This is a genomic window from Embleya sp. NPDC127516, from assembly GCF_044765325.1.
Taxonomy (GTDB): Bacteria; Actinomycetota; Actinomycetes; order Streptomycetales; family Streptomycetaceae; genus Embleya.
Genome location: NZ_JBIWJT010000018.1, coordinates 141636 through 165576, shown reverse-complemented (window position 1 = coordinate 165576; position 23941 = coordinate 141636). Strand labels below are relative to the sequence as shown.

Sequence of the window (23941 nt, the reverse complement as noted above, 5' to 3'; positions counted from 1 at the left end):
GGGCAGGATGAACGCAGGCCGCACGAACACGACCATGGGCGGAACACGATGACGCAGGACGGCGAACGCCTGGTGACCGCCGCGGCGGACGGTGAGGACCAGGCCGTCGAGGCCGCGCTGCGGCCGAAGAACCTCGACGAGTTCATCGGCCAGGAGCGGGTGCGCGAGCAGTTGTCCCTGGTGCTGACCGCGGCGCTGGGCCGCGGCGGCACCGCCGACCACGTGTTGTTGTCCGGGCCGCCCGGGCTGGGCAAGACCACGCTGTCGATGATCATCGCGGCCGAGATGGGCGTGCCGATCCGGATCACCTCCGGCCCGGCCATCCAGCACGCCGGAGACCTGGCCGCGATCCTGTCCTCGTTGTCCGAGGGCGAGGTGCTCTTCCTCGACGAGATCCACCGGATGTCGCGGCCCGCCGAGGAGATGTTGTACATGGCGATGGAGGACTTCCGGGTCGACATCATCGTCGGCAAGGGCCCCGGCGCCACCGCGATCCCGCTCGACCTGCCGCCGTTCACCCTGGTGGGCGCGACCACCAGGGCCGGGCTGCTGCCGCCGCCGCTGCGCGACCGGTTCGGCTTCACCGGCCACATGGACTTCTACGCGCCCGCCGAACTCGAACGGGTGCTGACCCGATCGGCAAGATTGCTCGACGTCGAGCTGTCCGCCGAGGGCGGGGCCGAGATCGCGGGCCGCTCGCGAGGCACGCCCCGGATCGCCAACCGGCTGCTGCGCCGAGTCCGCGACTACGCGCAGGTGCGGGCGAACGGCAAGGTCGACCGGGACATCGCCGCCCGCGCGCTGGACGTGTACGAGGTGGACGCGCTGGGCCTGGACCGGCTGGACCGGGCCGTCCTGCAGGCGCTGACCACGCTGTTCGGCGGCGGTCCGGTGGGCCTGTCCACGCTGGCCGTGGCGGTCGGCGAGGAGACCGAGACGGTCGAGGAGGTCGCCGAACCGTTCCTGGTCCGCAGCGGCTTCCTGGCCCGCACGCCGCGTGGTCGGGTGGCCACCGCCAAGGCCTGGACGCATCTGGGCCTGAACCCCCCGCGGGGCGCGCTGCCGGGGCAGCACGGCACACAACAGAGCGTGTTGTTCGACAACGGGGCCGTGACCGGTAAGGATGCAACCGAGTGAGGCCGGTGCGCGTCGGGAACGCACGCGGCCGGTAGTCGTTGTTCCTGTAGTAAGTACCCGTCTAGACTCCGCCGAGGCTGCCGCACCGTGGCCGGCCGAGTGTCACCGTCCGGGCCGCCGAGCGGCCTTGGGAAGGAATCGTTTCAAGCCGTGGACCCGCTTACCCTCCTCCTGCCAGTAATCATCGTCGTGGTGTTCTACTTCCTGATCATCAAGCCCGGGAAGGCACGCCAGCGACAGGCCATGGAAACGCAGAACTCGCTGGTCCCGGGCGCCGAGGTCCGCACGATCGCGGGGCTGTACGCGACGGTGACCGAGGTCGAGGACGATTCCGTCATCCTTGAGGTCGCGCCCGACGTGCACTGCCGCTTCGTCAAGAGCGCCATCGCCGCCGTCCTGTCCTCCGGTGACGAGCCCGAGGACGACGAGGCCGACGACGAGCACGAAGACGGCGCCGAGGCCGGCGACGACGTCGTCAAGCTCGACAAGAAGCCCGACGCCGCCGAGGCCGAGGACACCGAGACCGTGGACGTCGGCAAGACCGAGGGCGCGAGCAAGGCGTCCGAGTCGGGCGACCGGCTGCGCAAGAACGACAAGCAGGACTAGTTCGGCTCGTGGTGGGTGCGGTGGTCCCAGGGCCACCGCAGAGCAATACAGTCATGTGACCGGGGGTGACACCCCGGATACGAAAGCGCCCGGCGTTCCGCCGGGCGCCGTGCCGTGCCGGCGGACGTGGCGCAAGCCCGTCCGCGGCGGCATCGAGAGGGAGATTGGGCGAAGGTGGCAGCACCGAAATCGAGTTCCCGAGGGCACCCGGGACGGGTCCTTGCCTTCATCGGGGTCGTGATCGTGGCGTTGTACGCGATCATGTTCTCGACCGGGGACAAGACCCCACGTCTGGGCATCGACCTCGCGGGCGGCACCAGCGTCACGCTCACCGCCAAGGCCGACCAGGGCCGTAACGGCGCGGTCAACAAGTCGAACATGCAGACCGCGGTGGAGATCATCCGCCAGCGCGTCAACGCGTTCGGTGTGTCCGAGGCGGAGGTGCAGACCGAGGGCGATCGCAACATCGTCATCAGCATCCCCAAGGGCAAGAACGAGAAGGAGACGGCGGAGCAGGTCGGCCAGACCGCGAAGCTGTTCTTCCGCCCCGTTCTGGAGGCCGCGCAGATCACCCCCCAGGGTGGTACCAAGCTGCCGCTGACGCCGCCGTCGACGCCGCCCGCGAGCGCCCCGCCGGCAAGCACGCCGCCCGCGGCCGAGTCGGGCAAGCCGCAGGGTCGGGTCATCCCGAACCTGAAGGACGCGTCCGGCGCCCCGACCCCGCCGCCGTCCACGCCGCCCGCGAGCACGCCGCCCGCGACGCCTCCGGCGAGCACCCCGCCGGCCGGAGCCGACGCGAACGGCATCACGCCCGAGCTGCGCGCGAAGTACGAGAACCTGGACTGCTCCCTCCCGGAGAACCGCGGCCTCGGCCCGGTTCCGGCCCCGGAGGACCAGCCGACCGTGGCGTGCAGCCGCGATCAGGGCGACGAGCAGGAGAAGTACATCCTCGGCCCGGTGCTGATCCCGGGCACGGACGTGGACTCGTCCAAGGCGCAACTTCCGCAGAACGGCAGCGTCGGCGGCTGGGAAGTCGAGCTGAAGTTCACCGACGCGGGCACCAACAAGTTCACCAAGATCACCGGTGACCTGGCGGCGGGCAAGTACCCGACCAACCGCTTCGCCATCGACCTGGACGGTGTGGTCGTCTCCGCGCCGTCGGTGAAGTCGGAGATCCCCGGCGGCAGCGCCGTGATCTCGGGCAACTTCACCCGCAGCTCGGCCAAGGACCTGGAGAACGTGCTCAAGTACGGCGCGCTCCCGCTGTCCTTCACCAAGAGCGACGTGACCACGGTGTCCGCGTCGCTGGGCGGTGACCAGCTCCGGGGCGGTCTGATCGCGGGTGCGATCGGCATCGTCCTGGTCATCCTGTACTCGCTGTTCTACTACCGGGGCCTCGGCCTGGTGAGCATCGCGAGTCTGGCGGTCTCGGCGGCCCTCACCTACGCCATCATGTGTCTGCTGGGCCGAAGTATCGGCTTCGCACTCAACCTGCCGGCGGTGTGTGGCGCGATCGCCGCGATCGGTATCACGGTGGACTCGTTCATCGTGTACTTCGAACGCATCCGGGACGAGATCCGCGAGGGTCGCACGTTGCGACCCGCGGTGGAGAAGGCGTGGCCGCGTGCCCGGCGCACCATCCTGGTGTCCGACGCGGTGTCGTTCCTGGCCGCCGCCGTGCTGTACGTCGTCTCGGTCGGCAAGGTCCAGGGCTTCGCGTTCACCCTCGGCCTGACCACGCTGCTCGACGTCGTGGTGGTGTTCCTGTTCACCAAGCCGCTCATGACGATCCTCGCCAAGCGCAAGTTCTTCGCGGACGGCCACAAGTGGTCCGGCCTCGATCCCGTCGCGCTCGGTGCCAATCAGCGCCAGTCGTACCGCAGCCGTCGCCCGCGCGGGCGCGCTGCCGGCGTCAAGGAGGCGTGATGAGTCGCTTCGGTGACCTCAAGAACATCGGCGTCCGGTTGCACCACGGCGACGTCTCGTTCGACTTCGTCGGTCGCAAGAAGTTGTGGTACTCGATCTCCGCGCTGATCCTGCTGCTCGCGGTCGGCGGTCTGCTCGGCCGCGGGCTGCACCAGGGCATCGAGTTCAAGGGCGGCTCGGTCTACACGATCGAGCACACCACCGCCTCGCAGAACGACGCCCGCAAGGCGGTGGAGCCGTTCACCGACGGCGCCGACGCCATAGTGCAGAAGGTCGGCGGCGACGGCCTGCGGATCCAGATCGCGGAATCGGACGCCGACAAGACCAAGCAGGTCGCGGCGGCCATCGCCAAGGACCTCGACGTCGCGCCGGACAAGGTCAACACGCAGGTGGTCGGCCCCAGCTGGGGCAAGGAGATCTCCAAGAAGGCCCTTCAGGGCCTGGTGATCTTCATGATCCTGGTGGTGATCTACCTCACCTTCGCCTTCGAGTGGCGGATGGCCGTGGCGGCGCTGGTCGCGCTGATCCACGACATCGTGATCACCATCGGCGTGTACGCGCTGGTGGGCTTCGAGGTGACGCCGGGCACGGTGATCGGTCTGTTGACCATTCTTGGTTACTCCTTGTACGACACCGTGGTGGTGTTCGACACGGTCAAGGAGAACGCCAAGAACATCACCAAACAGACCAAGTTCACCTACAGCGAAGCGGCGAACGCGGGTCTGAACCAGACCCTGGTGCGCTCGATCAACACCACGGTGGTCGCGCTGCTGCCGGTGGCGTCGCTGCTGTTCGTCGGTGGCGGTCTGCTCGGCGCGGGCATGCTCAAGGACATCGCGCTGTCGCTGTTCGTGGGTCTGGCCGCCGGTGCGTTCTCCTCGATCTTCATCGCCACGCCGATCCTGGCCGACCTCAAGGAGCGGTCGCCGGAGATGCGACAGCTCGCGAAGAAGGTGGCTCAGCGCCGCGCGTCCGAGGCGAAGGCGGCCAAGGCCGCCGAGGTCTCGGGCATTCCCGCGGACCAGGCCGAGGGTCACCCGAACGTGGACGAGGGCGCGGAGCCGGAGTCGGAATCGGACGACGACACCGTGCCGGCGCAGGGTGGAGCACCCCGTGCGGGCGCCTCGCGCGGCCGGGCGCGGACCCGTCCCGGCGGCAAGAGGAAGCGTTGATGGCCGACGACGACCTGCGCAAACTGCTGGAGAGCCGGATCCGGGACGTGCCGGACTGGCCGCAGCCGGGCGTGGTGTTCAAGGACATCTCGCCGCTGCTGGCCGATCCGGTCGCGTTCGCGGCCCTGGTCGACGCGCTGGCCGAGCGTTGTCGGGGCCGGGTGGACAAGGTGGTCGGAATCGAGGCCCGAGGCTTCATCCTGGCCGCACCGGTGGCCTACCGCGCGCAGGCCGGGTTCGTCCCGGTCCGCAAGGCGGGGAAGCTGCCGTGCGCCACCTACGCGCAGTCCTACGAGTTGGAGTACGGCTCGGCCACCCTGGAGGTGCACCAGGACGCGTTCGAGCCCGGTGACCGGGTGCTCGTGATCGACGACGTGCTCGCCACCGGCGGGACCGTCGAGGCCACGATCGACCTGGTGAAGCGGGCCGGCGCGGAGGTGGTGGGGGTCGAGGTGCTGCTCGAACTCGGCTTCCTGAACGGCCGGGCGCGGCTCGCCCCGGTGCTGCCGGAAGGCACGCTGGAGTCGTTCATCGTCGTGTGACATGCCGCCAAAAGGCGTGTCGTCGGAGGCCGGAGGCGCCCCAGGTGGGGAGCCTTCGGCCTTCGCCGTCGCGGCGGCCGGCGTTCCGGATGGCCGAGTCGTGAGGGCGTGGGTCAGTACGATGGAATTTCCGTCATCTGTGGGAGGAGTTCCCTTGCCGGACGAGGTCGCGCCCGTCGCGTCGTCCTCGGGGGATGCCGTCGAACACGCGGCTCCCTCGGACGACGCCACACGTGCCACACCGGGCCCCTCGGGCCATCCGCCGGTGAGCGGCGGGGGCCCCGAGGAGGCTCCGGCCCGTGCCCGCCCCGACGAGGCGCCCGATGGGCCGGACCGCGCTGCGGCCGAGGCGCCCGCCGAGCAGCCCGCCGCCGCTTCCGGCGAGACGCGCGCGCCGGCCGAGACCCGCGCCGACGCGCCGGCCGAGGCTCAGGCCATCGCGTCGGAGGAGAGCGCCGACGGCCCCCGGGGCAGCGACGGCCACAGCGGTCCGGCCGCCGGCGCCGCCGGGCCCGAGGCCAGGGGGCCGCGGCCGGTCGCCAAGGCGGCGCCGCCCCCCGAAGGCGCCTCGCGGGGCAGCGGCACCGAGCGCTCGCGCTCGTTGCGGGTGGACGGCCCCAGCCGGGTCCGCGCCCGCCTGGCCAGGCTGGGCGTACAGCGCAACAGCGTGTACAACCCGGTTCTGGAACCGCTGCTGCGGGTGGTGCGGGTCAACGACCCCAAGGCCGACCTGCGCCAGATCGAGCGGGCGTACACCACCGCCGAGCGCTGGCACCGCGGCCAGCGCCGCAAGAGTGGCGACCCGTACATCACCCACCCGCTCGCGGTCGCCACCATCCTGGCCGAGCTCGGGATGGACCCGCCGACGCTGATGGCCGGGCTGCTGCACGACACCGTCGAGGACACCGACTACGGGCTCGACGCGCTGCGCCGCGACTTCGGCGACACCGTGGCGATGCTCGTGGACGGCGTGACCAAGCTGGACAAGGTCAAGTTCGGCGAGGCCGCGCAGGCGGAGACCGTGCGCAAGATGGTCATCGCGATGGCCAAGGACCCGCGCGTGCTGGTGATCAAGCTCGCCGACCGGCTGCACAACATGCGCACGATGCGCTACCTCAAGCGGGAGAAGCAGGAGCGCAAGGCCCGCGAGACGCTGGAGATCTACGCCCCGCTGGCGCACCGGCTGGGGATGAACACGATCAAGTGGGAGCTGGAGGACCTGGCGTTCGCCATCCTCTACCCCAAGATGTACGACGAGATCGTGCGGCTGGTCGCCGAGCGCGCGCCCAAGCGGGACGAATACCTGGCCCTGGTGACCGATCAGGTGCAGGGCGACCTGCGCTCGGCGCGGATCAAGGCCACGGTGACCGGGCGGCCGAAGCACTACTACTCGGTCTACCAGAAGATGATCGTGCGCGGCCGCGAGTTCACCGAGATCTACGACCTGGTGGGCATCCGGGTCCTGGTCGACTCGGTGCGGGACTGCTACGCGGCGCTGGGCACCATCCACGCGCGCTGGAACCCGGTCCCGGGGCGGTTCAAGGACTACATCGCGATGCCCAAGTTCAACATGTACCAGTCGCTGCACACCACGGTGATCGGTCCCGAGGGCAAGCCGGTCGAGTTGCAGATCCGCACCTTCGACATGCACCGCCGGGCCGAATACGGCATCGCCGCGCACTGGAAGTACAAGGCCGAGGCGGTCGGGGCCAAGGGGGCCGCGAAGACCGACACCAAGCCCGCGCGCAAGGGCGAGAACCCGGCCAACGACATGGCCTGGCTGCGGCAACTGCTGGACTGGCAGCGCGAGACCGAGGATCCGGGCGAGTTCCTGGAGTCGCTGCGCTTCGACCTCTCCAGCCAGGAGGTCTTCGTCTTCACGCCCAAGGGCGACGTGATAGCGCTGCCGGCCGGCTCGACCCCGGTCGACTTCGCCTACGCGGTGCACACCGAGGTCGGGCATCGCACCATCGGGGCCCGGGTCAACGGGCGGCTGGTCCCGCTGGAGAGCCGGCTGGACAACGGCGACCTGGTCGAGGTGTTCACCTCCAAGAGCGAGACCGCGGCGCCCAGTCACGACTGGCTCGGCTTCGTCAAGTCGCCCCGGGCGCGCAACAAGATCCGTCAGTGGTTCTCCAAGGAGCGCCGCGAGGAGGCGATCGAGCAGGGCAAGGAGGGTCTGACCCGGGCCATGCGCAAGCAGGGCCTGCCGTTGCAGCGGCTGATGTCCGGCGGCGGCGACACTCTGGTCACCCTCGCGCACGAGCTGCGCTACCCCGACATCTCGTCGTTGTACGCGGCGATCGGCGAGGGTCACGTCTCGGCGCAGACCATCGTGCAGCGCCTGGTGGAGTCGCTCGGCGGCGAGGAGGGCGCGTCGGAGGACCTCGCGGAGGCCACCCGGCCGACCACCACCCGGCGCCGGCCGCGCTCGACCGGCAATCCCGGCGTCGTGGTCAAGGGCGTCGACGACATCTGGGTCAAGCTGTCCCGCTGCTGCACGCCGGTACCGGGCGATCCGATCATCGGATTCGTCACCCGGGGCAACGGCGTCTCGGTGCACCGGCAGGACTGCGGCAACGTCGAGTCGTTGTCCCAGCAGTCCGAGCGGATCGTCGACGTCGAGTGGGCGCCGACCGCGTCCTCGGTGTTCCTGGTGGCCATAGAGGTCCAGGCGCTGGATCGTTCGCGGTTGTTGTCGGACATCACCCGGGTTCTGTCCGACCAGCACGTGAACATCCTGTCCGCGTCGGTGGCCACGACCCGGGACCGGGTCGCGGTGAGCCGGTTCACCTTCGAGATGGGCGACCCCAAGCACCTGGGCCACGTGCTCAAGGCGGTGCGCGGGGTCGAGGGCGTGTTCGACGCGTACCGGGTGACCAGCGGGCGCCAGCAGTAGTCGACCGGGCCCTGCCGGCCCGCAGCCGGGCTCGGCGTACACGAGGCGGCGTCGGGAGTGATCCCGGCGCCGCCTCGTGCGGTGGTGAACCCGGTTTGCCCGCGTGCCGGGGGTGTTCGGTTCGGCGGCGTGCGGTGGATGCTCGGTTCGACGGTGTGTGCTCGCGTGCCCGGGTCGGCGGTGCGGGCCGCGCCAGACGGTCATCGAGATCTTCCGGTACTTGCCGGGGGCGGAGTCGGACGGGATCTCGTTGATCCGGATCGTGCCGACCAGGCCGTTCGCGAAGTCCTTGGTGCGGATCACCGAGCCCACCTCGAGGTAGGTGAGCGGGAGCTGGTTGTTGTTCGCGTGCCGGGTCTCGCCCAGGCAGGTCCGGAAGTCGCTGGGCCGGCCCGGGTCGAGCAGAACCATCTTCTGACCCTGGATGTAGTTGCCGTCGCCGTGGAAGTACACGACGCCCGCGCTCAGGCTGCAACTGCCCCGCCACGTACTGCTGTAGCCCAGGCCGACGCAGTAGCCGTCGGGCACGTCCGGTTGCCGTTCGAACAACACGCCGCCCTCGGCCACGCCGCCCGCGGTGGCGACCGCGGTCGCGCTCTCGCCGGGGCGGGCCGCGATCGAGGGCGGGCCGGAGGCGGTGGAGGTCGCGGATCCGGTGGGAGTGACGGTGCGCACGGCGCGATCGGGGCCCTCCCACGAGGGGACGGGCGGGGCGGCGGAGGCAGTGGGTCCCCCGTACCTGTTCCGAACCCGTCGTGATTGCGGGTCACATGATGATGGACCGATGGCCGGAAAGCACCTCGGCTCGGAAACCGCAGGCAACCCGTAGCCATCGCTCGCGGGTTCCCCAACCACCGTGCCTGGGGCCCCTGTTCATGACCCGAACATGCCTGCGAAGGCGGGTGCGGCAACGCTCACCGCCCGCCTCCGGCCCACACCTGCCGGGAACTGTACGCCCCGCCGGTGCCGCCGTGTCGCCGACGAACCCGACGCCGACGGGGCCGCGACGGTGCGCCGCCTTCCCCGGGCGTCGTGGCCCTGTTCGGTGGCGCGGTTCGGTGGGGCGAGGGTCGTTGACCGGAGTTTCCTTACGTCATATAGTTACTGCATGCTGAGCGTCCTGGGACTGCGGAAGCGGTATGGCGAGGTCGTCGCGCTGAACGGGTTCGAACTCGACGTGGGGGCCGGGGAGATCGTCGGTCTGGTGGGCCACAACGGGGCCGGGAAGACGACGTTCGCGCGAGCGGTGGCCGCGTTGATTCGGGTGGACGCGGGGGAGGTGCGCATCGATGGGCGGCCGGTCACCCCAAGACGCCGAATGCCCCACGAACTGGGAATCGCCCCACAGGAGTTGGCGCTGTTTCCGACCACCGCGCTGCAGAACCTGCGGTACGCGGGCCGGTTGTACGGCCTGGGACGGAGGTTGCTGGCCGAGCGGATCGAGGAGATCGCCGAGGCGCTCGGACTGACCGAGATCCTGCCCCGACCGGTCGAGGACCTCTCCGGCGGCCAACAGCGCAGGCTGCACGCCGCCGCGGCGATGCTGCATCGACCGCGCGTACTCCTGCTGGACGAGCCGACCGTCGGCGCCGACCCGGTGACCCGCGAACTGCTCCTGCGCGCCGTGCGAAGCATGGCCGACCAAGGCGCCGCGGTCGTGTACACCACCCACTACCTGCCCGAACTAGAGGTACTCGACGCGACATTGGCGGTTGCCGACCACGGCCGGGTGATCGCTCGGGGCGCGCGCGCCGACCTGCTCGCCGCGTTGCCCGGGCGGGTCACGCTGACCTTCGCCGACGGCGGCGGACTGTGCTTTCCGCACGGCCTGCGCGACGACGACACCAGGGCCGACGGCGACGACGTGGTGATCACCGCGATCGACCCGGCCGCCGCCGCCGCGCGGCTGCTCGCGGCCAACCCGGAGCACGCGGCACGGCTGCGCTCGATCGCCCTGGACGCGCCGACCCTCGACGACCTGTATCGGGAGTTGTTGACCCGCAATGGCGCTTGAACTCATCGGTGTTCGCCGGTTCTCCGCGGTCGCCCGGCACCAGTGCGTCCTGATGGCCGGCGACCCCGGCCCGTTGATCGCCTTCACCGTCATTCCGATGGTGCTGGTCAGCGTGATCCGGCCGATGATGGTGCTCCTGTCCGACGCGATGCCCGACGACATGGCCGACGGCACCGCCCAGGCCACCGCCGGCATGGCGGTGATGTTCTCGCTGTTCGTGCTGAAACTGGTGGGCGCCGGCCTGCTCGACGAGCGCACCACGTGGCACACCTGGGATCGGGTCCGGGCCAGTCCGGCCCGGTTGGGCGAGATCCTGGTGGGCAAGGCCGCGCCCATGTTCGCCTTCCTGCTCGTCCAGCAGTTGTTGCTGTTCGGCTTCTCCGCCGCCGCGTTCGGGTTGCGGCCGGCCCGGGGGTGGTGGCTGGTCCTGGTGGTGAGCGTGGCGTGGCCGTTGTGCGTGCTGGCGCTGGGGACCGGCGCGTCCACCCTGGTGCGCACCTCCGCCCAACTGAGCGCCGTCGGGGACATCTCCGCCGTGGTCACCACGATCATGGCCGGCGCGCTGGTGCCGTCCGCGATGCTGCCCGGTTGGATGCGGCACCTGGGCCCGCTCACCCCCGGCTACTGGGCGATGAGCGCCTATCGATCGGCCCTCAACGGTTCGGCCCCACACGGCCTTTCGGTCTCGCTCACGGTGCTGGCCGGGTTCGCGCTCGCCGGGCTCGCGGCCGGCGCGTGGGCGGGCCGACGCGCGTCGCGCTGATCCCGGACCGGGGCGGCGGCCGGGTGATCCCACACCACCAGGGCGGCGGCGGCCGTGGTCTCGTGCGTGATGGTGACCGCGATCCGCGCGCCACCGGCCCCGCCCGCCGCCGTCCGGGCCGCGCCACCGAGGACCACGCTCGGGCGATGCCGCGCCCGGCACGGCCCGCCCGGCGCCCGGCAGTCGGCCTGGTCCGGCAGGATCTCGACATCCGACCACACCGGCTCGGTCAGCCCCAGCAACGCGATCACCGCGAGCTTCGCGGCGTACTTGCCCGCCCAGGACAGACTCGCCGGCCCGCACGCCAGATCCAGGCTCTCGCGCGCGGAGAACACCGTCCGCGGGTCGGCCGGCAGCACCTCCTCGGGATACCGGCTCGGCAACGGCAGCAACACCAGCACGCCGGAGCCGCCTCGGTCGCGAAAACACGAGACGGCGAGCCCGGGGGGATACCCCGGACCCGCCGTCGGTGCCGGCGGGCGGTCCGCGTCGACCGCCCGCCCGTCGGCACCCCTCATCGCGGCCCCTCCGCCACGCCGCCGTCCGGCGCGCCGAGCACCGTCGCGATCACCCCGCCGCAGCCGACCGTGTCGATCAGCACCCGACGCACCGGCGCCGACCCGGCCGCCGACGAGGCGCGCACGTCGTCCACGGGCAGCCGCAGCCCGCCGCGGATCGCCGCCATGGCCGCGACCGCGTCCACCAAGCCGCCCGCGGCCATCGTTTCGCCGAGCCGCGGCCGGGTCCGCCCGACCGGCGTCGAGTCCGGGAACATCCGTGCCAGTGCGCGCAGTTCCGCTCGGGCCTCGACCCGGTCGGGTCGTGCGCCGGCGGCCAGCACCCAGTCGATCTCGCGCGGCCCGCGCCCGGCCGCCGCCAGCGCCCGGGTCGCCGCCGCCACGAACGCCGTCGGATCCGCGGCCTGCCCGGCCCGGAAGTCCGCGCCACCGGCCTGCCCGGTACCCTCGACCACGGCCAGTGCGCGTCGCCCGCGCGCCCGAGCCCGTGCGGCGGACTCCACGACCACCGCGACCGCGCCGTCCGCCCACCGGCCCGGCCCCCACCACCTGGTCTGCGCGTCCAGGACCGCGTCGGTGATCTCGTCGCAGCCCACCACCACGGCGTACGGCACCTCCCCGCGCGCGACCGCCCCGCACGCGTGGTCGAGCGCCTGGAGACCGGCCGTACCGCCGGAGAGGAACGTGATGGTCGGCCCGCGCAGGCCCAGGCAGATGCCCAACGTCCCGGGCGCGGAGGTCATCGTGGTCCGCGCGAACGAGGATCGCCGCTCCGGCACCAACAGTTCGGACAACGACCGGCCGAACTCCTCGACGCTGCGCATCGGACCACCGGCCGTGGCGAACATCAGCGCGGCCTCCTCGGCCGCCCCGTCGTCGGCCCGCGGATCGATGCCCGCCTCGCGCAACGCCTCCGACGCGGCGAGCACCGCCCGCCGGGTGAAGTCGTCCATCCGGCGCCACAGCGCGGTCAACACCTCCTCCGGTCGCACCGGTTCCGTGCTCGAGGCCGGGACCGGATCGCCGGCCAGCGCGGCCAGCAGCGCGGCGTGGCCCACCCCGCCCGGACCGACCGCCCCCACGCCGGTGATCACCGCCCGGTCCCGAGCCGGCCGCGGTCGGGGCCGGGGGCGTACCGCGCCGGGGGAGGCGAGCAGGATCGAGGCGTTGTTGCCGCCGAACGCGTAGCTGTTGGACAGCACCACCTCCACCCGGGCCGGCCGGCCCACGTCCGGAACGATGTCGATCCGGTCGTCGAGCACCCCGCCCGCGCCCGCCGTCGGCGGCAACACGCCCTCGTGCAGCGCGAGTACCGACGCGACCGCCTCGATCGCCCCGGCGGCGCCGAGCGTGTGTCCCACCGCGGACTTGACGCTGCTGATCGGGACCGAGCCCACCCGGTCGCCGAACAACAGGATCATCGCCTCCTTCTCCATCGCGTCGTTGCCCGCCGTGCCGGTGCCGTGCCCGCTGACGTAGTCGACCCGCTCCGGGCCCACACCGCCCGCCGCCAACGCGCGCCGCGCGGCGGCCAGCGCGCCCCGGGCGGTGGGGTCCGGCGCCACGGGGTGGTAGGCGTCCGCGGACATCCCGCTGCCCAGGAACTCGACCAGCACGGTGGCGCCGCGCCGCACCGCGTGCTCCCACTCCTCCAGGATCAGCACCGCGGCTCCCTCGCCGATGCTCATTCCGTCCGAAACCGTGTACGGGGCACAGCGGTTGGGACTGGTCGCGCGCAGTCCGTGGAAGCCGGCCAGGGCGAACAGGCACAACGATTCGGCGCCGCCGGCGACCATCACCTCGGCCCGGCCGTCCCGGATCTGCGCGGCCGACCAGGCCAGCGCGGTGGTGCTCGACGCGCACGCGGTGGAGATCACCGCCTGCGGCCCGCGCAGTCCGAAGCGGCGGGCGACGTGGTCGGCGGGCCGGGTGTACATGTCCACCACGTGCCGGTCCGCGCGCAGTGGCAACTCGGCACCCTCGGCGTGGAACATGCCCTGGCAGGTGCCGATCCCCAGCCCGTGCCGGGCGCCGTCCTCGACCGGCGCGGCGAGTCCGCTGTCGGCGAGCGCCTCGGCGACCGCCGCGCCGAGCATCGCCGAGGTGCGCTCGACCGCCTCGCCGCCGGTCGCGGCGGCGAGCGCGCGGTCGTCCACACGCGTGACGTACAACTCGCCGACCGAGCCGGGCACCGAGCCAAGCGGCTTCAGCGCGGTCCGGCCGGCCAGCAGCGATTCCCAGAACGGCTTGACGCCGACGCCGAATCCGGACACCAGGCCCAGTCCGGTGACGGCCACGCGCCGATCGCCGCCTACCCCGCGAGGGCGGTCGTCGGCGGATTCCGTGTCCTTGTCCATGGGGTCCATGGGGCCGCCTCTCACGCGATCGATGTGGACCAGCTCAGCGGGACCAGGTACGGCGAGGACACCGAGCGGGCCGGGATCGGGCCGTGCGTCCCGGCGACTTCCCAGTCGAAGCCGGACGCCGCCCACTCCGCGCTCACCCGGGCCAGCGCGAGGGTGCGCCCCAGGCCCGGGCTGTCGGTGTGGTGCACGAGGTGCCCGATGGTCAGTCCCGCGACGGACACCTCGGCGTGCTCGGGCGGTTCCGCTCCGCGCGGCATGGTCAGCCCGACCGTGCGTACGGCCGGCCCGGTCTTGAACTCGGCCAACACCGCGTCGCGACCGACGAAGTCGGGCTGGTCCAGGTCGACCAGCCAGTTGTAGCCGCAGCCCGACACGGTGTCCTCGGGCCCGACCTCGCGATGCGGGAGCGGCTGGCGCACCTCGATCATGGCCGCTTCCAGGGTGCGATACCCCGCCGGCACCGCGGACCGCTCGACCGCGGCGTCGAACAACTCGGCGCCCAGTGACGGGGGCACGAACACCTTGTAGCCGTACTCCCCGGTGTAGCCGCTGCGCGCGATCAACACCGGCGCGTCCCGCCATGTGCGGTGCACGATGCTGCCCAGCGGGACCGAGGTCACCCCGTCACCGAACAACGCGCGCAACACCCGCCACGCGTAGGGGCCCTCCAGGCCGAAGGTGGTGAACTCCGGCCGCACGTCCACCGGATCGATCCCCTCGGAGCCCTCCGCGGCGGCCGCGGTCAAGTGGGCGAGCGTGTCCGGACCCCGGCCGAACGCGGTCTCGATCAGCCAGCGTTCGCGCAACCGGTACACCGTGATCGTGTCCAGCGGGTGCCCCTCGGCGTCCAGCAACAACGAGGTCGCCGACCGGCCCGGGAACACCGCCTTGAGGTCGCTGGGTACGAGGGTACGCAGCAACGCCTGGGCGCTCCCCGTGGCCGGCAGCGCGATCAGACCGGTGGAGTTCAACTCGAAGATCGCGGCCTCGTGCCGGAGCGCGTGGTACTCGCGCTCGTCGTCGGCGTACGTCCAGGGCACTACCGCGTGCCCGATCGTGACGGTCCGCATCGGTGTAGCCGGCACAGTGATGTCCTCTCGTCTCATGGGGGGTTCGGCACAAGGACCCGCTGGAGGTGCGGGCGCGTGGGCGGCGGCTCACCCGGCCTTGGCGGCGGCGGCCCGGACCGCCTCGGCGATCGTGGCGAGCACCCCGGCGGGCACCGGGTGCGGCGCGTCCAGGACCGCGAGACACGTCGCGGTCACCGCGTCGCCCGCCGCAGGCGATCCGGCCCGGACCAGCGCGCGCACCGACCAGTCGTCCCCGTCCCGGAAGCCGAGCACCTCGGCGCCCGGCGGGGCGGCCAGAAGCAGACCGGGCCCGGTCGGGCCGGTCTCCGCGGCCGGGACCAGGGCGCCGATGCCGGGGGAGCCGGCGATCGGCCGGTTCGACCCGTGCGGTGCGGGGTGGTACTCGAACTCGGCTCCCTCGCGCAGGCCCCGGAAGAACCACGGCGGGTCCTGCGCCGCGTGCACCGCGACGCAGATGTCCGGTGGCGGGCCGAACACGCCCGCGTCGTCGCGTAGATGGGTGAGCACCATCAGCAGCGGAGCACCCGCCGGCATCAGGTAGTCGATGTCCAGACCCACGGTCGAGCCGGCCAGGTCCAGATCGCCGGTGAGTCGGATGCCGGCCCAGTCCAGGCCGGCCGCGCGCAGACCCGTGGTCGCGGTGCGCACCGGAGTCCACGCGAACTCCTCTCGCGCGACGCTGGTGTTGGGGTCGGCGCGGTGCGCGACCGTGGACACGCCGATGCCCCCGCGCGCCCTGGGCACGATGCCCATCGGCCGGGTGCGCGGATAGGTCGAGCGCAACAACTCGCCGCCGCCGTCTCGGCGCAGACCGACCACGGCGCCGCCGAAGTCGGGCGCGATCCGGGCGGTCAACTCGCCGTTGCCCAGGACCCATACGTCGCCGGTCTCCACCGCCGACACCGGAGCGGCCGCGCGCGCCACGGGCAGCACATCGCACGTGGCCCGCTGCCGGGCGAGTTCCTCGACCCAGGCGAGCCGTACCCGCAACGGGCCCCCGGGGCCCGGTGGCAGCTCGATCCGCCCGGTGAACGACCGCTCGGCGTCGCCGTCCGCGTCGCCCTCGAACAGCGTCCGGACCGGCCCGTCGCCGACCGCCGCGGTCAGCCGGCCGCGTCGGGCCCGCGCGGAGAACACGGTGAGCCGACCGCGCAGCCGCACGGCACCCGGCCCGTCCGCGGCGCCCGCGCCCGGCTCGACCTCGGCGGTCGGATCCAGCGCGATGTGTACCGGGACCGGGGCCGAGAGCGGCGGCCGGGCGGTGACCGGTACCTGCTCGGCGGGGTCGGTCACCGCCGACCATGCCTCGCGCACCGCGCGTTCGTCCCCGGGACCGCAGAAGAAGGCGTAGCGGGGGAAGCGCGCCACGCCTTCGTCGGGGGCGCCCGGGTCGGCGGCCAGCAGCAGCGAGGGCATCCACTGCAACCCGAACCGCAGTTGCGCGGCCCGCTCCCAGACCAGACCCACACTGCGCCCGTCGTCGTCGGTGAACGCGGTCCACCGCTCCCGGTAGCGGCCGGGATCGCGGGGCAGGTCGGCCGAGCCCATCATCTCCAACGAGTGCATCCCGAAGGGGAAGCGCTCGTACACCACCGGTGCGCGCAACACCCCCTCGCTCAACGGCACACTCATCGTCAACGACCGCCCGCGAGCCCACGGATGCACCCGCAGCAGACAGTCGCCGGTCGCCACCGCGCTCAGCAACTCCGATTCCGCGTCGATGAGTTCGGTGCACACCTCGACGACCTGGTCGCCGCCCAGCAGCAGGGTGCGGCGCAGTCGGGCCCGGGCCAGTCCCAGGTCCGGCCGGGCCGCCGCGTACGCCGTCCCGTGTCGCTGCCACCAGACGTTCGCCGCCGCCTCCAAGGCGAGTTCCGCCCGGCCGTCGACCACGTCCGCCCGCACGCAGCGCACGTCGCGGCGCGGCGGGGTCTTGAGCGCGGCCGGGAAAGGCGGGCCCAGATCCGGCCACAACTCCCGGATGGCGGGTCCGCGTTCGCGCGTCGGCTCGATCTCGCAGGTCCCGGTTGCCCGATCCACGGCCAACCGCAACCAACGATTGCCCAGCACCCACCGGTCGTCCCGCTCGTCCAGGTACGGCAGATCCCGGCGCGGTGGGCGCGGGTCAGTGGCGACCGCCGGGGCGACCGCGCGCACCCAACTGTGCAGGGTCAGCCGGGCCGGATGTGCCCGGCCGGCGTGCGATACGTCGGTGCGCACGGTCAGTTCGACCTCCTGCTCGCCGGGGTGCTCGGGTGCGAACGCGGTCTCGCCCTCGACCACCTCGCCCGGAGCCAGGGTGAGTTCACGCACCGACGCCGGGGCGGTGTCGCCGGGCCGGCGCACCTCCAGGACGAGGGTGAGCGCTCGGGTGCCCCGGTTGGCGATGCGGTGGGTGAACGCGGCCGAGCCGCCGACCGGCACCCGGCGGGCGGGTGCCGCCGGGTGGAAGTCGATGTCCAGACCGTCCCAGTTCAGCGCGCAGACCCGGTCGTGGGCCAGGTCGACGACGAAGACGCTCTCCGCGCCCGAGCCGACCATCGAGTACCGGAACGTCGGCGCTCCGTGGTAATCGCTCACATCCTCGGCGGCGTTGCGCGGGGCGCGCCCGGGCACCCACGGACTGGAGCCGAAGTCCGTCCAGGCCCGCGCCAGTTCCGCCACCCGGGCGCCCAGGCCCAGGGCCTCGATGACGAAGCGGTAGAGGTACGGCAGGTGGGAGCGGAATTCCAGCCGGTCGTCGCCGCACGGCTCGGTGGAGGCCTGTCGGAAGCCGCCGGGGCGCACGATCGCGACCATCGAGGGGTTCGCGGGCGAGGCGTTGCAGTCGACCCGGTCGTAGCCGTGCGCCACGCAGTACGCGAACGCCTCGACGAACAGCCGGATGGGCACCGCGCCGAGCCGGAATCCCGGATCGATCGCGAAGGTGTCCATCCACACCACCGAGCCCTGTCCGGCCTTGAGCGCGGAGACCGGGTACAGCGCGAGTGAGCCGACCACACGGCCCTGTGCGAGCGCCACGAACGTCTCCACCGCGCCGCGCTCGGTGACGAAGGCGGTGTAGTCGGCGGCCGACAGCGGTGCGCCGCCCAGCGGTCCGGGGTTCCAGTGGAAGGCGTTGATCCACGCGGCCATGGCGCCGGCGTCCACCGAGGAGACCGGCGCGACCACGACCTCGGCCACGTGTTCGCCGGGGCCGGGCATCAGGCGTCCTCGCGGCGGGACTCGATGAAGTCGGCCAGCATGTTGACCGAGCCGAACCGGTCGAGTTCGTCGTCGGTGATGTTCACCTTGAACTGCCACTCGATACCGACCACGACCTCGATCACGTGGATGCTGTCGAGTTCCAGGCCGCGTCCCAGGATCGCCTGGTCGTCGGTGAGCCACTCCGGATCCAGGTCGAGGTCCAGCCGCTCGACGATCACCTCCTTGATCTCGCGGCACAGGGTCTGCCGCTCCCGTACCCGCTCCAGGACCTGTGCCTGCGCCGCTGTCAGCACGCCGCGCTCCCTTCCGTGTCGATGTCCTCGCTCGGTACCGGGTCGCGGGTGAGCACCACCGCGACCACGAGTCCTTCGCCGCAGCCCCACGCCGCGCTCGCGCCACGCCCGGCCGGGCAACACGCGGGTACGCCGGGCGCGCGCACCGTGGCCGGCCTCGGCCGGTCGGCGAACAGGCCGCGGATGAGCGCCTCCGCGCGGTCGCCGCAGTCGCAGCGGCCCATCCGGACCGGATCGATCCGGATGTCGTGCCACGCGAAGCCGGCGCGGCGCCCGCCCGCGCACTTGATCGCCGCCTCCTTGAGCGCGATACCCGCCGCGAGCCGCACCGGCGAAGCGGGCCGGGCCAGCGCCCAGCGCAACTCCCGGGGACCGAGCACGGCGCGCGCCACGAGCTCGTCCGCGCGGCCGGCGCGGGCCAGGCGGGCCACGCGGACCGCGTCCACGCCGATCCGGTCGGCCGTTCCGACGCCGGGCATCACCGGGCCCCGGCGAATACGCGCGAGCCGAACCGGGCCAACCGGCGCGGAGCGACGGTGGACAGCGCGGCGAGCAGCCGATACGGAGCGCCCGGTACGCAGACCGGTCGACCGCGCTCGACCGCGCGCAGCCCGGCCAGGGCCACCCGCTCGGCGGGCAGCCACGCCCGCGCGGGCACCCGACTGACGTCGATGCCGGCACGACGGTGGAACTCGGTCGCGGTGAAGCTGGGGCACAGCGCGGTCACCCGCACACCGGAGCCGCGCACCTCGTCGTACAGCGCCTCGCTCAGACTCAGGCTGAAGGCCTTGGCGGCGCCGTAGGTCGCGGTGAGCGGGTCGGGCTGGAACCCGGCCAGCGAGGAGACGTTGACGATCCAGCCCGAGCCGCGCTCGACCATCGGGGCCAGCGCCGCGCGGCACAACCGGACCACCGCGACCGCGCTCAGCGCGACCACGTCCAACTCGGCCTGCACCGGCAGCGTGTGGAACGCGCCGCGGGTGCCCGTCCCGGCGTTGTTCACCAACAGGTCGATCGGCGCCTCACCGTCGCGCAGCCGGTCCTCGACCCGGGCCAGGCCCGCGTCGGTGCGCAGATCCGCGGCGATCGTGGTGACCGCGACCGGGTGCCGCGCGCGCAGCCGGTCGGCGACGTCGGCCAGTCGGTCGCCGTCCCGCGCGACGAGCACGAGGTGCGTGCCGTCCCGGGCGAGCAGGTCCGCGAAGGCCAGACCGATGCCCGCCGTGGCACCGGTGATCAGCGCGGTGCGCCATGGTGCGTGACGCGGGCGGGTGGCGCCGGCGGCGGGTGCCGGGGCGCTCACCCGCGTGGCCCGTTGGTGGGAGTGAACTCCTCGGCGATGCGCAGGAGTTCGTTGAACTTGGCGACCCGGTCCATGCGCGAGAGCCCACCCGCCTTGAGCCAGGCCGCGCCGCCGGCGACCGCGAGGTGGGTGATGAAGGCGCTCGCGCTCTCGCCACTGCGCTGGGAGACCACGGTGGTGATCTTGTGTCGAGCTCCGCAGGCCAGTGCGTCCAGGGCCTGGGTGACGGTGCCGACCTGGTTGGGCTTGATCAGCGCGCCGTCGGCGAGCCCGGCCGCGACGCCGCGGTCGATGCGCTCGGCGGCGGATGCGAACAGGTCGTCGCCGACCACCGCGGCCCGGCCCGCCAGCCGCTCGCGCAGCCCGCGCCAGGCCCCCTCGTCGGCGGGCTCGAAGGGGTCCTCCAGGAAGGTCAGCGGATACCGGTCCACCCAGTCGAGATAGCGCCGGGTCAACTCCTCGACCGACAAGGGGCGTTCCAGCCACGGGAAGGCGTAGCCCGGCGGGTGGGCGAACTCCGCGCCGGACAGGTCCAGGCCCAGGTGGAAGTCGTGCCCGCCGGCCAGTCCGCAGTCCTCGGCGGCGGCGACGATCATCTCCATGGTCGCCTCGCAGCCGCCCAGGTCCACCGACCAGCCGCCCTGGGTGCTGTCCGAGCAGCGGTGCCCCTTGCTCGCGAGCCGGGCGGCCAGCGCCGCGCGCACCCGGGCGCCCTGCTCGAGCGCCACGGCCGGCTCCGCGGTGGTGGGCAGCAGCAGGAACTCGGTGTAGACCGTGTTCGAACCCACCGCGCCGTCCGCGACGTTGAACATCGGCACCGGCAGCCGAGCGGGCGCGGTCTCGGCGAGATGCCGGTACAGCGGGCGCCCGGTGACCGTCGCGCCCGCCTGCGCGACGGCCATCGAGGCGGCCACCGCGACGTTGCCGCCGATCCGGCGGAAGTACGCGCCGCCGTCCACCGCGCGCAGGGCCGCGTCCACGGCGCGCTGATCGCACACGTCCAGGCCGATCAGCGCCGGCCGCACCAGGTCGGCGACCGAGGCCAGCGCCGGGGCCACCGCGGCGAGCGCGGGCAGCGCCGCCGCGTCCTCCAGGACGTACGCCTCGAACTCGCCGGTGGTCGAGCCCCGGGGCGCGAGCTCCGCCGCCCGGACACCGCCGTCGGCGCGGATCTCCACCTCGATCGCGGGAATGCCGTTGGAGTCGAACACCGCTCGGGCCCCGACCTCGCGTATCGCTCGCACAGTCCGCTCCTTCACCACGTGTTGGTCGACATCGACAGTTCGGCGCGCGGTCCGGCCGCGCCCGTGCCCGGCTCGGCGTGCCGGGCGGCGTGCGTGGCGGCGGCGATCGCCGCCGCCTCGATCCCGTACTTGTCCAGGAGTTGCCGATAGGGCCCGGTCTCGGTGAACGTGTCCGCGATGCCCAGACGCAGCACCCGCGGGCCGCCGCGCGCCGCGATCAGCTCGGCGACCGCGCCGCCCAGACCGCCGACCGTGGTGTGCTCCTCGACCGTCACCACGAGCGAGCAGGCGCGGACCAGGTCGTAGACCTCGGCGTCGGGGAAGGGCTTGATCCGCAGCGCCCCGAGCACCCGGGCCGGGACTCCGCGCTCGGCCAGCAGCCCCGCGGCGGCGACGCACTCGGGCACGGCCACCCCGCAGGCCACGAACACCACCTCCGGGTCCGGGTGATCCCACACCCGCAGGTCGCCCGGCCCGCGTGGCCCACCGGCCACCGGCGGCACCGGGTTGCGGCACAGCCGGATGTAGTTCGGACCCGGGAGCGGCGGTGCGCCGGCCGGGCCGATCCCGGCGAGCACCTCGCCGCCCAGCACCCGCGCGTCCGCGTCGTCGGCGGGCACCCATACGTTCATCCCGGGCACCGAGCGCATGAAACCCAGGTCGGTGATCGCGTGGTGCGGGGCGCCCTCCAGCGAGCCGGACATGCCCGCGTAGTGGCCCGCGATGGTCACCGGCAGCCCGGGCCAGCCGATCGAGAGCAGGATCTGCTCCGCCGCGCGCCCGACCAGGATCGAGGCGAACCCGGAGACGACCGGGCGGAAGCCGGCCAGCGCGAGGCCGGCCGCCATGCCCATCATGTTCTGCTCGGCGATGCCGGTGTTCAGGAACGAGCCGGGCAGCCGGTCGGCGACCCGGCCGCTGCGGGTGGAGTGCGAGCAGTCCCCGTCCAGGACGAACAGCCGCTCGTCCGCCTCGCAGGCGCGCAGCAACGCCTCGCCGAACGTGTCACGCATGACTCAACTCCTCGACTGCCTCGGCCAATCGGCCCGGATCGGCGACCGAGTGCCAGTTCGGGTCGTCCTCCATGAACGAGACGCCGCGTCCCTTGACGGTGCGCGCGATCACCGCGCGCGGGCGGGGCGCCGGTGCCAGCGCGGTGATCAGCGCGGCGCAGTCGTGGCCGTCGACCTCGACGACCTCCCAGCCGAAGGCGCGCCACTTGGCGGTGAGCGGAGCGGCGCCCATGATGTCGCGCGTGCGGCCGTCGTGTTGGATGCCGTTGGCGTCCACGATCACGGTCAGGCCGGCCAGTCCCAGTTGTGCCGCGCACATCGCCGCCTCCCACACCTGGCCCTCCTGGCACTCGCCGTCGCCCAGCAGGGCGAACACCCGGGCGCCGACTTCGCGTTTGGCCAGGCCCAGGGCCATTCCCACGGCGACCGAGAAGGCTTGACCGAGTGAGCCGGAGCCGACCTCGATGCCGCGCGTGCGTGGATCGGGGTGGCCCTGGAGCGGCGAGCCGAGCGCGCGCAGCGTGCCGGCCGACGCGCGCGGGAGTATGCCCAGGTCGATCAGCACCGCGTACAGCGCGGGTGCCGCGTGCCCCTTGGAGAGCACGAACCGGTCCCGCTCGGCCCAGGTGGGATCGGCCGGTCGGTGGCGCATGGTGTGGTAGTGGAGCACGGTCAGGATCTCGATCGCGGACAGTGAGCTGCCGGGGTGGCCGGCGCCGGCCGCCGCGATCATCCGCATCGTCTCCAGACGCAACCGGGCTGCCGTCGCGTCCAGTTCGGGGTGGCCGCTCATCGTCTTCCCGTGCTCAGGAGCCGTACCGAGGTGACCACGTCGTCCAGGTGCGCGGTCCCTCCTCGGGCGGCCCGGTCGAAGGCCGCGACCAGGGCGCCGGCGGCGCCGTGCGGCAGGGGGTGCTCGTCGATCGCGCCGACGACGGCGGCGCCCAGCGAGGAACTGCACAACACCACGCCGTCGGCGCCGATCACCTCGGCCGGCTCCAGCGGCCGGTGTTCGGGGGTCAGGCCCAGCGCGCCCTTGGCCACCATGCCCAGCAACTCCCGTGTGACGCCCGGGAGTACGCCCTCCTCGACCGGCGGCGAGATCAACCGGTCACCGGCCAGGACGAGCAGGCTGGCCCGCGAGGTCTCGGTGATCCGGCCCGCCTCGTTGCGAAAGAGCACGTCGTCGTGGCCGGCCCGGCGGGCCCGCAGCACCGCGCGCCGGGCCCCGGCGTAGTGCGCCGTCGCCTTGACCCAGCGCGGCAGGTCGGTGTGTGCGGGCCGGGGTTCGCCGGTGGTGGCCAGGGTCAGTGGTCGGTTCGGTGCGTAGCCGTCCAGGGGGCGCAGGAAGACGCAGACCCCCGGCGGTTCGTCGTCCAGAAAGCCCTCGCCCTCCGCGTAGGCGAACAGCCGGATGCCCACCGCGCCGCGCCCGTCGTGGCGCCGGGTCACCTCGACGACCGCGTCGGTCAACTCGCGCGCCGACCAGGACAGCGCGAAACCCAGGCCCTCGCAGGAACGGCGAAAACGCGAGAGGTGCGCGCCCAGGTCGAGAATGCGCAGTTCGGTCCCGGTGGAATCGGCCACCGCGGCACACCCGTCGAATACCACTTGCGCATAGCGCAACGCGGCCGAATCAATGGACAACCGAACTTCGTCGAGTTCGGTCATACGGCCGTCACGCCAACATTCCTGGTGCACGATCCAGCACCCCCATATCCTTACGCGAAGGATAACTATATGGCGTATAGAATAACTGTACGCACCATGGTGTCAACGCCGCTTCGGCGATATCCGGTCGATATTCGAGGCGGGACTTCCATGGCATGCGGGCAGGCGGAATCCAC

General features: G+C 72.6%; 18 protein-coding genes. 8 read left to right on the top strand and 10 right to left on the bottom strand.

Annotation, left to right across the window (positions count from 1 at the left end):
* Positions 1-48 precede the first annotated feature (48 nt).
* The 8 genes from ruvB (at position 49) to ACIRL2_RS31825 (ending at position 11059) form a co-directional block, all read left to right on the top strand.
* The gene (gene ruvB / locus ACIRL2_RS31860) at positions 49-1137 is read left to right on the top strand and encodes a Holliday junction branch migration DNA helicase RuvB (RefSeq protein WP_395871992.1); all 1089 of its coding nucleotides are present in this window, start codon (positions 49-51) and stop codon (positions 1135-1137) included.
* A gap of 150 nt (positions 1138-1287) precedes the next feature.
* Positions 1288-1743, top strand: coding sequence for a preprotein translocase subunit YajC (yajC, locus tag ACIRL2_RS31855; RefSeq protein WP_395871990.1), 456 nt, complete (start codon positions 1288-1290; stop codon positions 1741-1743).
* Between the two features lie 237 nt (positions 1744-1980).
* Positions 1981-3669, top strand: a complete 1689-nt coding sequence (gene secD / locus ACIRL2_RS31850; protein ID WP_402236637.1) for a protein translocase subunit SecD — start codon at positions 1981-1983, stop codon at positions 3667-3669.
* Complete coding sequence (secF, locus tag ACIRL2_RS31845) at positions 3669-4841, top strand: protein translocase subunit SecF (protein WP_395871986.1); 1173 nt, start codon at positions 3669-3671, stop codon at positions 4839-4841. Before secD ends, secF begins: the two co-directional genes overlap by 1 nt.
* Entirely contained in the window at positions 4841-5383 is a 543-nt protein-coding gene (locus ACIRL2_RS31840) for an adenine phosphoribosyltransferase (RefSeq protein WP_395871984.1), read from the top strand. Before secF ends, ACIRL2_RS31840 begins: the two co-directional genes overlap by 1 nt.
* A gap of 154 nt (positions 5384-5537) precedes the next feature.
* Positions 5538-8282, top strand: coding sequence for a RelA/SpoT family protein (locus ACIRL2_RS31835; protein WP_402236634.1), 2745 nt, complete (start codon positions 5538-5540; stop codon positions 8280-8282).
* A 1108-nt stretch (positions 8283-9390) separates the two neighbouring features.
* Entirely contained in the window at positions 9391-10296 is a 906-nt protein-coding gene (locus ACIRL2_RS31830) for an ABC transporter ATP-binding protein (protein ID WP_402236631.1), read from the top strand.
* A complete protein-coding gene (locus ACIRL2_RS31825) occupies positions 10286-11059 on the top strand; it encodes an ABC transporter permease (RefSeq protein WP_402236628.1) in 774 nt (257 codons plus the stop codon). The genes ACIRL2_RS31830 and ACIRL2_RS31825 overlap by 11 nt, the downstream gene beginning before the upstream one ends.
* Before the next feature lie 514 nt (positions 11060-11573).
* On the opposite strand, the gene ACIRL2_RS31820 is transcribed toward ACIRL2_RS31825, so the two are convergent.
* The 10 genes from ACIRL2_RS31820 to ACIRL2_RS31775 form a co-directional block, all read right to left on the bottom strand.
* Positions 11574-13934, bottom strand: a complete 2361-nt coding sequence (locus ACIRL2_RS31820) for a beta-ketoacyl synthase N-terminal-like domain-containing protein (RefSeq protein ID WP_402236625.1) — start codon at positions 13932-13934, stop codon at positions 11574-11576.
* Between the two features lie 20 nt (positions 13935-13954).
* A complete protein-coding gene (locus ACIRL2_RS31815) occupies positions 13955-15013 on the bottom strand; it encodes a glycine cleavage T C-terminal barrel domain-containing protein (protein WP_402236622.1) in 1059 nt (352 codons plus the stop codon).
* Positions 15014-15100: 87 nt separating this feature from the next.
* The gene (locus tag ACIRL2_RS31810) at positions 15101-18238 is read right to left on the bottom strand and encodes a hypothetical protein (protein ID WP_402236620.1); all 3138 of its coding nucleotides are present in this window, start codon (positions 18236-18238) and stop codon (positions 15101-15103) included.
* Entirely contained in the window at positions 18238-18534 is a 297-nt protein-coding gene (locus tag ACIRL2_RS31805) for an acyl carrier protein (protein ID WP_395871970.1), read from the bottom strand. The genes ACIRL2_RS31810 and ACIRL2_RS31805 overlap by 1 nt, the downstream gene beginning before the upstream one ends.
* The gene (locus tag ACIRL2_RS31800) at positions 18528-19013 is read right to left on the bottom strand and encodes a 4'-phosphopantetheinyl transferase superfamily protein (protein WP_395871968.1); all 486 of its coding nucleotides are present in this window, start codon (positions 19011-19013) and stop codon (positions 18528-18530) included. Before ACIRL2_RS31800 ends, ACIRL2_RS31805 begins: the two co-directional genes overlap by 7 nt.
* Complete coding sequence (locus ACIRL2_RS31795) at positions 19013-19837, bottom strand: SDR family NAD(P)-dependent oxidoreductase (protein ID WP_395871966.1); 825 nt, start codon at positions 19835-19837, stop codon at positions 19013-19015. Before ACIRL2_RS31795 ends, ACIRL2_RS31800 begins: the two co-directional genes overlap by 1 nt.
* On the bottom strand, positions 19834-21081 hold the full coding sequence (locus ACIRL2_RS31790) for a hypothetical protein (protein WP_402236616.1): 1248 nt from the start codon (positions 21079-21081) through the stop codon (positions 19834-19836). The genes ACIRL2_RS31795 and ACIRL2_RS31790 overlap by 4 nt, the downstream gene beginning before the upstream one ends.
* A gap of 11 nt (positions 21082-21092) precedes the next feature.
* On the bottom strand, positions 21093-22094 hold the full coding sequence (locus tag ACIRL2_RS31785) for a transketolase family protein (protein ID WP_395871963.1): 1002 nt from the start codon (positions 22092-22094) through the stop codon (positions 21093-21095).
* On the bottom strand, positions 22087-22887 hold the full coding sequence (locus tag ACIRL2_RS31780; RefSeq protein ID WP_395871961.1) for a transketolase: 801 nt from the start codon (positions 22885-22887) through the stop codon (positions 22087-22089). Before ACIRL2_RS31780 ends, ACIRL2_RS31785 begins: the two co-directional genes overlap by 8 nt.
* The gene (locus ACIRL2_RS31775; protein ID WP_402236611.1) at positions 22884-23681 is read right to left on the bottom strand and encodes an aminotransferase class IV; all 798 of its coding nucleotides are present in this window, start codon (positions 23679-23681) and stop codon (positions 22884-22886) included. The genes ACIRL2_RS31780 and ACIRL2_RS31775 overlap by 4 nt, the downstream gene beginning before the upstream one ends.
* Positions 23682-23941: the final 260 nt, after the last annotated feature.

Coding starts and splice junctions, on each gene's coding strand:
- ACIRL2_RS31785 (WP_395871963.1), bottom strand. CDS start 22,094: ATGCGTGACACGTTCGGCGAGGCGTTGCTGCGCGCCTGCGAGGCGGAC.
- ACIRL2_RS31840 (WP_395871984.1), top strand. CDS start 4,841: ATGGCCGACGACGACCTGCGCAAACTGCTGGAGAGCCGGATCCGGGAC.
- ACIRL2_RS31820 (WP_402236625.1), bottom strand. CDS start 13,934: ATGGACAAGGACACGGAATCCGCCGACGACCGCCCTCGCGGGGTAGGC.
- ACIRL2_RS31800 (WP_395871968.1), bottom strand. CDS start 19,013: ATGCCCGGCGTCGGAACGGCCGACCGGATCGGCGTGGACGCGGTCCGC.
- secF (WP_395871986.1), top strand. CDS start 3,669: ATGAGTCGCTTCGGTGACCTCAAGAACATCGGCGTCCGGTTGCACCAC.
- ACIRL2_RS31825 (WP_402236628.1), top strand. CDS start 10,286: ATGGCGCTTGAACTCATCGGTGTTCGCCGGTTCTCCGCGGTCGCCCGG.
- ACIRL2_RS31830 (WP_402236631.1), top strand. CDS start 9,391: ATGCTGAGCGTCCTGGGACTGCGGAAGCGGTATGGCGAGGTCGTCGCG.
- ACIRL2_RS31810 (WP_402236620.1), bottom strand. CDS start 18,238: ATGCCCGGCCCCGGCGAACACGTGGCCGAGGTCGTGGTCGCGCCGGTC.
- ACIRL2_RS31780 (WP_395871961.1), bottom strand. CDS start 22,887: ATGAGCGGCCACCCCGAACTGGACGCGACGGCAGCCCGGTTGCGTCTG.
- ruvB (WP_395871992.1), top strand. CDS start 49: ATGACGCAGGACGGCGAACGCCTGGTGACCGCCGCGGCGGACGGTGAG.
- ACIRL2_RS31815 (WP_402236622.1), bottom strand. CDS start 15,013: ATGCGGACCGTCACGATCGGGCACGCGGTAGTGCCCTGGACGTACGCC.